General features: G+C 60.1%; 8 protein-coding genes and 1 pseudogene. 4 read left to right on the top strand and 5 right to left on the bottom strand.

What is annotated here, in order from left to right; genetic code table 11:
- The 3 genes from AC1DLB_RS04690 to AC1DLB_RS04680 form a co-directional block, all read right to left on the bottom strand.
- Positions 1-206 (bottom strand): 2Fe-2S iron-sulfur cluster-binding protein (locus tag AC1DLB_RS04690; protein WP_477784666.1); only part of this gene is annotated, 206 nt, incomplete at its 3' end.
- 429 nt (positions 207-635) lie between these two features.
- Positions 636-1,586 carry a hypothetical protein gene (locus tag AC1DLB_RS04685; protein ID WP_111453213.1) on the bottom strand — a complete coding sequence of 317 codons (951 nt, stop codon included), beginning with the start codon at positions 1,584-1,586 and terminating at the stop codon, positions 636-638.
- A gap of 182 nt (positions 1,587-1,768) precedes the next feature.
- Entirely contained in the window at positions 1,769-2,089 is a 321-nt protein-coding gene (locus tag AC1DLB_RS04680; RefSeq protein WP_064617596.1) for a YdcA family protein, read from the bottom strand.
- Between the two features lie 160 nt (positions 2,090-2,249).
- On the opposite strand from AC1DLB_RS04680, the gene AC1DLB_RS04675 reads away from it, so the two are divergent.
- Together AC1DLB_RS04675 and AC1DLB_RS04670 are read left to right on the top strand one after the other, a co-directional pair.
- Complete coding sequence (locus AC1DLB_RS04675; RefSeq protein ID WP_007934994.1) at positions 2,250-2,933, top strand: response regulator transcription factor; 684 nt, start codon at positions 2,250-2,252, stop codon at positions 2,931-2,933.
- A pseudogene (locus AC1DLB_RS04670) lies at positions 2,911-4,302 on the top strand (sensor histidine kinase); the annotation flags it as partial. The gene AC1DLB_RS04675 and the pseudogene AC1DLB_RS04670, both read left to right, overlap by 23 nt.
- A gap of 205 nt (positions 4,303-4,507) precedes the next feature.
- Here AC1DLB_RS04670 and AC1DLB_RS04665 read toward each other — a convergent pair.
- Both AC1DLB_RS04665 and AC1DLB_RS04660 read right to left on the bottom strand, forming a co-directional pair.
- Positions 4,508-5,014: a DinB family protein gene (locus AC1DLB_RS04665; protein WP_477743189.1), complete on the bottom strand. Its 507-nt coding sequence runs from the start codon at positions 5,012-5,014 to the stop codon at positions 4,508-4,510.
- A gap of 223 nt (positions 5,015-5,237) precedes the next feature.
- Positions 5,238-6,356: an NAD(P)/FAD-dependent oxidoreductase gene (locus tag AC1DLB_RS04660; RefSeq protein WP_192350340.1), complete on the bottom strand. Its 1,119-nt coding sequence runs from the start codon at positions 6,354-6,356 to the stop codon at positions 5,238-5,240.
- 452 nt (positions 6,357-6,808) lie between these two features.
- On the opposite strand from AC1DLB_RS04660, the gene AC1DLB_RS04655 reads away from it, so the two are divergent.
- Together AC1DLB_RS04655 and AC1DLB_RS04650 are read left to right on the top strand one after the other, a co-directional pair.
- On the top strand, positions 6,809-7,105 hold the full coding sequence (locus AC1DLB_RS04655; protein WP_477743190.1) for a hypothetical protein: 297 nt from the start codon (positions 6,809-6,811) through the stop codon (positions 7,103-7,105).
- 198 nt (positions 7,106-7,303) lie between these two features.
- On the top strand, positions 7,304-8,974 hold the full coding sequence (locus AC1DLB_RS04650; protein WP_111453208.1) for a Na/Pi cotransporter family protein: 1,671 nt from the start codon (positions 7,304-7,306) through the stop codon (positions 8,972-8,974).
- The last annotated feature ends 11 nt before the right edge of the window (positions 8,975-8,985 follow it).

The raw sequence follows: 8,985 nt of genomic DNA, 5'->3' as shown, positions 1-8,985 counted from the left end.
AGACAGCATTGGCACACGCCCATGCCGCAATAGGCACCGCTGATTTGATCGTGATCGTTACGGGCCACCTGGCGAATGCCCAGTGACTGAATGACCGTCAGGACGGTTTCGCCGATGGCGGCGCTGACAGTCTGGCCATTGATGCACACAGTCATATCCGCCCGCACCAGTGGCTGGATATCGAAGGTTCGGTTTATGCGTTGCATTGCGATTGTTCATCCATGAAAGGTTCAGGTGAGATTCTTCAGCTCCATGCTGCACTACACCTTGCGGGCCACCTGACTAATAACAACGAGAAGGTCTGCACTGGTACTTCGACAACGCATCAGCTGCGCGTCCAAGCAATGTAGTCAATACCGCGAGATGGGGCTGGATCTTTTTATGTTAGGAAATATCGCCGAAGGAAATATTGATCCAGGCCAGTAAAAACACCTGAGCCGACGAACTAATCTGCAAACACCGTCTTCGCCGCCCGCAGCGCAAAAAAAGCAAAACGCCGCTTCTACCGGAGGCAGAAGCGGCAGAGGCCAAATGCCTCGAAGGGATCAGTGCATGAACAAGGCAATCAGAATGATGATCGGGATCGGCACGCCGAGCAGGAACAGCAGTAATGAGCGCATGGGGGTTCTCCTGGGTTAGCGAACAGGTGGTAGCGTCGTGGTCGTGGTGGTGGTCACATAGGCATCGGCCTCCAGATACTCCACGGCATCCCGGCGACGACCGCCGAAGGTCGCGGCGAGGCTGGCGAAAAACGCACCGGCCAACAGCGCGATAAACATCCACAACGCCGTCCATGCCGCAACTTTCGCGGCAGTGTCAGCCGCTTGTTGCGCGGCCAGTTTGGCGTCGGCCACGGCTTTTTGAGTACGGGCATACACTTCATCGACACGACGCTCGGCGTCCGCTTGCGTGAGGTTGGTCCGCTGGGCCACCAATTGCGCCAGATAAGCCCGATCTTCGGTGGCCAATTGACCGTCGTTGCTCAGGCTGCGCGCGAAGATGCGGGTGACGGTGCCGTGGGTGGCGTCATCACTGACAGCCACCGGGCGGTCATCGCGAAACAGACTGTCGATGAAGTAACCGTACGGATCATTCGCGGGATTGCCGATAGCGCTGCCGGCAGCCTGGGTCATGGCGCTGGCGGCACCGCCGGCGACCACTGCCCCGGCCCGCACACCACCGCTGACGACGCTACTGACCGAACCGACCACCAGGGTCGCGGTCACCAGCGTCGCCACACACCAGGCCAGGAAGCCATGGGCCGTGTCACGGAAATAAACCTCATCGCCGTGCATGAACGCCCACTTCACCCGCAAGCGGCCGGCGATGTAACCGCCGAGACCGGACGCCACGATCTGTGTAAAGGCCAGCCAGACAATCGTCGAAATACCCAGGCCCTTGGCACTCATACCTTCATTGGCCCACGGCGAGACCGCCGTGAAACCCAGGCCAAAACCGAGCAGTACGAGGATCAGCGACAACGCCGCGGCCGCTGCGGCCCCGGCGAAGATTGCGGGCCACGAGACGCCCGATAGTGTGCTGGACTCTTCGGCGACAGGATAAAAACCATCGGGGGATCTATTCATTGTTGTTGTACTCCAGGCAGTTGTTACAACTCGTCAAAGGAGCCGTTGCAGACAGCGTGCCAGTCGCACCACTTAAATAAATCCTTGAATTTCAACAAGTTGAAAACAATGAACTTCTCAGGACCATGCACTTTGCAAGGAGCCGACGCTGGCGGCGGGTTTTATGCATTGCGCCAACCGAACTACTTGCGCTTGTAACTCTTGTTGCCGCTGGGCGTCAGGCAATACACCCCGCCTCTTGGCCCGGTGCAGAACGTACCGGTACCGCAGGCGCAGCCTTCGGTTTCCTGTAACAGCGTCTGCGGCCGCGCCTGGCTTTTAGTGCCAAACATCGCCGAACAGCTTTTCTTTGAACCGCTGATGGAGCCGTCATTGCACAGGAACAGATCGCCGTCGCAACGATCGATACCGCCCTTCTTCCCCGAACACGGCGTATTGGCAGCCCAGGCGGATGAACCGAACAGGCACAACAGCACAAATATTGGCATCCAGCCACGAACCATTAAAGTGCGCACAGTGCAGCTTCCATTTAGAGTCATGGCTGGATGATATCAATGTTGCGACCAGCCTCACGAGACCACATGAAAGTTAATTTAATCAGCCGCATGTAATTCTTGGCAAAATGCCTCAACTTCGTATTGAACCGATTATCAGGCAAGCCCTATGACCCGTATTTTGACCATCGAAGACGACGCCGTGACCGCCCGGGAAATCGTCGCCGAACTGAGCAGCCACGGCCTCGAAGTGGATTGGGTCGACAATGGCCGCGAAGGCCTGGAGCGCGCCGTCAGCGGCGACTACGACCTGATCACCCTCGATCGCATGCTGCCGGAGCTCGATGGCCTGGCGATTGTCACCACCTTGCGCACCATGGGCGTGGCCACGCCGATTCTGATGATCAGCGCCCTCTCCGACGTCGATGAACGCGTGCGTGGCTTGCGCGCCGGCGGCGATGATTACCTGACCAAACCATTCGCCACCGATGAAATGGCCGCCCGGGTCGAAGTCTTGCTGCGCCGGCAGAACACCGTGACCGCCCAGGCCACCACGTTGCGCGTGGCCGATCTGGAGCTGAACCTGATCAGCCACGAGGCCAGCCGCGACAGCCAGTTGCTGACGCTGTTGCCCACCGAGTACAAGTTGCTGGAATTTCTGATGCGCAACACCGGGCAGATTCTGTCGCGGATGATGATTTTCGAAGAAGTCTGGGGTTATCACTTCGACCCCGGCACCAACCTGATCGACGTGCACATCGGCCGTCTGCGCAAGAAAATCGACCCGCCAGGCAAAGTCCCACTGATTCGGACCGTGCGAGGCTCGGGTTATGTCATTGCTGAACCCCTCTAAAGGCTGGCGTTCCTCCAGCAGCCGTTTGCTGGCGCTTTACAGTTCGCTGTTCGTCGCCTGGAGCGCGATTCTCATGGGGGTCATGTATTACGAGGTGTCCAACTACCTCGACACCCTCGCCAAACACTCGCTGATGCAACGTCAGCATCTGTTTTCACGCTTCCAGGGCGAGCAACTGGTGGATGCCCTCGCCGCCAGCATGACCTTCGACATTCGCGGCATCGATGCCTATGGCCTGTTCGATGACCAGCAGCGCTACCTCAGCGGCGCCTTGCGCCAGATCCCCGAAGAACTGCCGCTGGACGGCAAAATTCACATGCTCGGCGATTGCGCCGAATCCGACGACCCGACCCTGCCCGCCGACAGCTGCGACGCCGTCGCGACCCGAACCCTGGACGGCCGCTGGCTGGTGCTGGTGCGGGACAACGGTTCGTTGTTTGCCGTGACCCGGATCATCCTGCACGCGCTGTTGTGGGGCGTGTCGCTGACGATTTTGCCGGGCATCGCCGGCTGGCATTTATTGAGACGGCGCCCGCTGCGGCGGATCCGGGCGATCCAGGCCAGCGCCGAAGCCATCGTCGCCGGCGACCTGACCCGGCGCCTGCCGTTGTCCAATCGCCGTGACGAACTGGACATGCTCGCCGCCATCGTCAACGCCATGCTCGAACGCATCGAGCGCTTGATGCATGAGGTCAAGGGCGTGTGCGACAACATCGCCCATGACCTGCGCACGCCGCTCACTCGTCTGCGGGCGCAGCTGTACCGGATTCAGCAGCAGGCCGATGAAGGCTCGACGCTGGCCGTGCAACTGGATTCGGTGCTCGGCGAGGCGGACACCTTGATGGCGCGTTTCCGTGGCTTGTTGCGGATTTCCGAACTGGAGGATCGCCAGCGCCGTTCGGGGTTCGTGCGACTGGACCCGGTGCCGTTGCTGCGGGAGTTGCATGACTTTTATCTGCCGCTGGCGGAAGAAGGCGAACTGACCTTTGAACTGCAAATGCCCGAATCCTTGCCCGGGCTCAACGGTGACCGCGCTCTGCTGTTTGAAGCCGTGGCGAACTTGCTGAGCAACTCGATCAAATTCACCCCGCCAGGTGGCCAGGTGATTTTGCGTGGGGTGAATGACGCGGGGCACACGCGCATTGAAGTGCTCGACTCCGGCCCCGGGATTGCGCCGGCCGAGCGCGAGGCGGTGTTTCAACGTTTCTATCGCGCCGAAGGCGGCAACCCGCAAAGCGGATTCGGCCTGGGGTTGTCGATCGTCGCGGCGATCATCAGCCTGCACGGATTTACGCTGGAAGTGGGCGACAGCGAACTGGGTGGCGCGCAGTTGATGATCGACTGCCGGCAGAGCCTGATTCCCCAGGCTKGACCCAATCTCCATAACAAAGAAGATCAATGTGGGAGCAGCCCTGTGGCGAGGGAGCTTGCTCCCGTTGGGCTGCAAAGCGGCCCCAGAATCTCTGATATCCCAAAGATCTTGTGAGTGCTGCGCACTCAAACGGGGGCAAGCCCCCTCGCCACAGGGGCACTTCCCACAGCGGATTTATGCTGTTATCGGGCCAGGGCTCGACTCAATACCCGGGAACCTCGCGCAAAAACTCTGACAGGTCGGTGATCGGCGGTATGGCCGGAATGTCGAAGTACATCTGAATCACCCAGCCCCGGTGATAGCTGGCGTGGTTGACCACATGCAACAGCATGGCGCCGGCACTCATGACCCCGCTTTCCCCCGACATGGAGGTGAATTCGATGGGTTTATCCAGCGACTCCTCGGTCTGGGCCGAGCTCCAGCCACAGAACCATTGATCAATCTCCTGTTGCGCCATTCGCAACTCGGCGAGCTCGGTATGGAGCAGGCCATGGGAGGTCTTGAAGTCGTGCCCCCGGCCCTCCAGGTGGGCTTGCCAGATGCAGTCCACCACGTAGATCTGGTTCAAGGTGCCAATCATGTTGTTGAACACCGACACCCGTTTGCGATTGAGTTCCTCAGGTGGCAGCGCCATGAGGCTGTCGAAGAGTCGCTGATCGGCCCAGCGCTTGTAATCGGCGAGCATGCGGGCAGTGCGTACGTTGATCATCAGAGATCTCCCATGGCGATGGGCGCATTGCCAAGAATAGTCCTCGCAGCTGGTTGCAGCCTAAACCCTGATCATCGGTTGCGCCGCACGACTTTGTAGCAGCTGCCGAAGGCTGCGTTCGGCTGCACAGCAGTCGCTAAACCATACGCTGCGGGTGGGTCAGATAAACCACGTGCGCAGGATTCACGACTGCTACGCAGCCGAACGCAGGCTTCGCCAGCTGCTACAGAGTTTCATTGCGAATTAAACGCTGCACCACCCGTTCGGCCAATGCCAGGCAACTGGTCAGCCCCGGCGATTCGATGCCGAACAGATTGACCAGGCCCGGTACGCCGTGAATGTCCGGGCCGCTGATGATGAAGTCGGCGACCGGCTCGGTCGGCCCGCTGATTTTCGGGCGGATGCCGCTGTAGGCCGGTTGCAGACTGTCATCGGGCAACGCCGGCCAGTAGCGCCGGATCGCCTGATAGAAGCCTTCGCCACGATGGGGGTCGACGCGATAATCGATCTGCTCGACCCATTCGACATCCGGCCCGAAACGGGCCTGACCACCCAGGTCCAGGGTCATGTGCACGCCCAGCCCGGCGCTTTCCGGTGCTGGATAAACCAGATGCCGGAACGGCGCCTGGCCGCTGAAACTGAAGTAGCTGCCCTTGCACAGCCAGGCCTTGGGCACGTGCCGCGCCGGCAAGCCTTCGATCCGGCTCGCCACCTCTGGCGCAGACAGTCCGGCGCAGTTGATCAGTTCACGACAGCTCAAGGTCATCGGCTGAGTCCCCCCCATGTGCAGCTCGAAACCCTGTTCGGTACAACGGGCCGATGTAAGCGGCGTATGAAAGGCCACCGAGGTGCCCCAGGCTTCGGCATCGGCCTGAAGCGCCAGCATCAAGGCATGAGAATCGACAATCCCGGTAGACGGTGACCAAAGCGCTGCAACACAAAACAACGCCGGCTCAAGCGCTCGTGCCTGACCGGCATCCAGTAATTGCAGGTCATCGACACCGTTGCGCCGGCCTTGCTCCAGCAACGCCTGCAAGGCATGGCGCTGACGGTCATCGGTGGCCACGATCAGCTTGCCGAGGCGCCGGTAATCGACACCGCGCTCATCGCAGAAGGTATACAGGCGTTGCTTGCCCTCCACGCACAATTGCGCCTTGAGACTGCCGCTCGGGTAATAGATCCCGGCGTGGATCACTTCCGAATTGCGCGAGCTGATGCCCACGCCAATCCCCTCGCCCGCCTCGACCAGGATCACTTCTCGTCCGGTCCGGGCCAAGGCTCTGGCCACCGCCAGCCCGACCACGCCAGCCCCGACTACCACGCATTCGATATCGACGCTCACCTGCCCTCCACTCATTCAAGCCAGCCCTGGATGCGATAATCGATCAGGCTGGAGGATATCGCCAGCATGACTTCATACGGTCTGCTACGTGGCGTTCACACTCTATGTTTAATTTCCCATTTAACGATCATTCAAAATAACAATTAACTGTCATTGACCTGAACACTTTCCAACTTCCCCCCTTCAACACAACCTTAACCGGCTATCGGCGATTGACTTTGCCAACCTGCCTGAGTAAATTGCGCCGGCCGATAACAACGGCTTTTTTCAACTCACAAAAGAATTCAATGGACACAGTATCTAGTCGCTGTCGGATGACTGCTCACACGCAGGATCTGGCACATAACCCAGACAATGACGGGCCTCGACTTTTCGGTCGGGTGAGCTGCGCTAGAGCTTGAGGCTCCACCGTAACTTGCCTCACCGGAATCATTCCGGCCCAGAGGCATGTTATGAACTTCAAAACCACTGTACTGCCGGGCGTACGCGCCTTTGCATCGACCATGCGGGTCAAGCCCTGCCGTGAGCGTCTGCCGACGACTCGGCTCTGCGCCCCGTTCTCCGCCCCTTCTACCCACGCCAAGGTGCGCCCTCGTGCCAACTGGCGTGTCTGCCCGACGACCGGCCGGCTTCAGCAACGCTGGAGCTTCGACGACAGTCAGGCCCCACAAAGTCGGCGCATCGCGCGCCTCTTCCAGCAGGCGAGCCTGATGCTCGGCCTGTCTATCGGGGCATGCATTTTCAGTTGATCTGAAGGCACTTTAAAGTCCCTCCGGAACGGTTTCCTTAAACGGGAATCCGACAACTTCTTATTGCCCGTAAAAATCTGAATTATTGGAATTAGTTGCGGACCATCAAGTAACACCACAATCACGGGTGTTATTCAGATACCACGAGCCGGGTTCCGGGTCTTCAATAAATGTAATACGAAACAAGGGAGAGCCCTCATGTCGGGAACTACTCTACTGATCAACCTCGCCGGCTCCATTGCCCTGTTGCTATGGGGCACTCATATGATTTCTTCGGCGCTGTTGCGCGGCTTCGGCACGCCGCTGCGTCAGTGGCTGGGCCACAACCTGAACAACCGCTGGATGGCGTTGTTGTCGGGGATCGGTATCACCGGGGTCTTGCAAAGCAGCACCGCCGTGAGCCTGATGGCGACCTCGTTCACTGCCGCCGGGACGCTGGGACTGGCGCCGGCCCTGGCGGTGATGCTCGGCGCCAACATCGGCTCAACCCTGGTGGTGCAGTTGCTCAGCGTCGATGTGTCGATGCTCACGCCCAGCGTTTTGCTGGCGGGCCTGATCGTCTTTCGGCTGCGCGATGACTCGCGCTACGAAAGCGTCGGTTGTGCACTGATCGGCCTGGGGCTGATGCTCCTGGCCTTGCACATGCTCGGCTCCACATTGGCGGAAGTCGAAGGCACGCCGATCTTCCAGCTGATCATGCAGAGCCTCGAGGGCGATCTGGTCATTGCGCTGCTGGTGGCGCTGATCCTCACCTGGCTGTGCCACTCCAGCGTGGCCGTGGTGTTACTGATCGTCTCGCTGGCCGCCACTGGCATGCTCTCGGCCAGCACCATCGTCGCGCTGGTGCTGGGGGTGAACATTGGCGGTGCGCTGCCCTCGGTCATCAACGCCGGATCGAGCGTCGGCCGACGCCTGCCGCTGGGCAACCTGCTGGTGCGTGCGGTCGGTGCTCTGGCGGTCTTGCCGTTTGCCGGATTGCTCGCTCAGGCGCCGCTCGCGCCCTCGACCCTGGTGGTGTGCCTGCACACCGGTTTCAATCTACTGCTCGCGTTGGTGTTCATCGGTCTGACCGACGTACTCGCCAATGCCCTCACCCGACTGCTGCCGGCACCTGAGCGGGATGTCGATCCCGGCATGCCGTGCTATCTGGACGAGGCCGGCCTGGAAGTGGCCAACATCGGCCTGTCGAATGCCGCTCGCGAAGCGTTGCGCATGACCGACATGTTCTCGACCATGCTCGGCCGGATGCTGCAGCTGTTCCACACATCGCTACCGGCCTGCGCCGATGAAGTGCAGCGGATCGATCAATCCCTGGACCTGCTCAGCGCGGCGATTCGCGCTTATCTGGCCGACATCGGCAAGGAAGGCATCAGTGACAGCGATGCCGATCGTTCCCAGGAAATCCTCACGTTCGTGATCAACCTCGAACATGCCGCGGACATTCTTTCCAGCAGCCTCACGCAGTTGGCCATGCGCCGCTTGCGTCGGGGTGAACAGTTCTCGGCCTTCGAACTGGGCAACATCGCCCCGCTGCACGACGCCGTTCTGGAAAGCCTGAGCCTGGCGATCACCGTGTTCCTGCGCGAAGACATCGCCACCGCCCATCAACTGATCCAGCGCAAGGAGACCGTCAGAAGGCTCGAAGCCTGCGCCAGCCGCGAGCACTTTCGCCAGTTGCAGGAAGACAAAAGTACCTGGGCGCAATCCGGTGATATTTTCCAACGGGTACTGCGTGATTACCGGCGCATGCATCACCACATCGCCGCCCTGGCGTATCCGCTGCTCGAACGCGCCGGTGAGCGCTCGGTCGAGAGCATCGATGCTCCCGCTACGGGTCGCATGACGGTAGATCTGGCTGGAATTGAGTGAGGCATATGTAG

This window comes from Pseudomonas sp. 05N434 (assembly GCF_056396965.1).
Note: the sequence above shows the minus strand (reverse complement) of the source record. Positions and strands in the feature narration are given on the sequence as shown.

What these genes read in the sequence shown, in the direction of transcription:
- AC1DLB_RS04685 (WP_111453213.1), bottom strand. Translation starts at nt 1,586, where the DNA reads ATGAATAGATCCCCCGATGGTTTTTATCCTGTCGCCGAAGAGTCCAGC.
- AC1DLB_RS04680 (WP_064617596.1), bottom strand. Translation starts at nt 2,089, where the DNA reads ATGGTTCGTGGCTGGATGCCAATATTTGTGCTGTTGTGCCTGTTCGGT.
- AC1DLB_RS04675 (WP_007934994.1), top strand. Translation starts at nt 2,250, where the DNA reads ATGACCCGTATTTTGACCATCGAAGACGACGCCGTGACCGCCCGGGAA.
- AC1DLB_RS04665 (WP_477743189.1), bottom strand. Translation starts at nt 5,014, where the DNA reads ATGATCAACGTACGCACTGCCCGCATGCTCGCCGATTACAAGCGCTGG.
- AC1DLB_RS04655 (WP_477743190.1), top strand. Translation starts at nt 6,809, where the DNA reads ATGAACTTCAAAACCACTGTACTGCCGGGCGTACGCGCCTTTGCATCG.
- AC1DLB_RS04650 (WP_111453208.1), top strand. Translation starts at nt 7,304, where the DNA reads ATGTCGGGAACTACTCTACTGATCAACCTCGCCGGCTCCATTGCCCTG.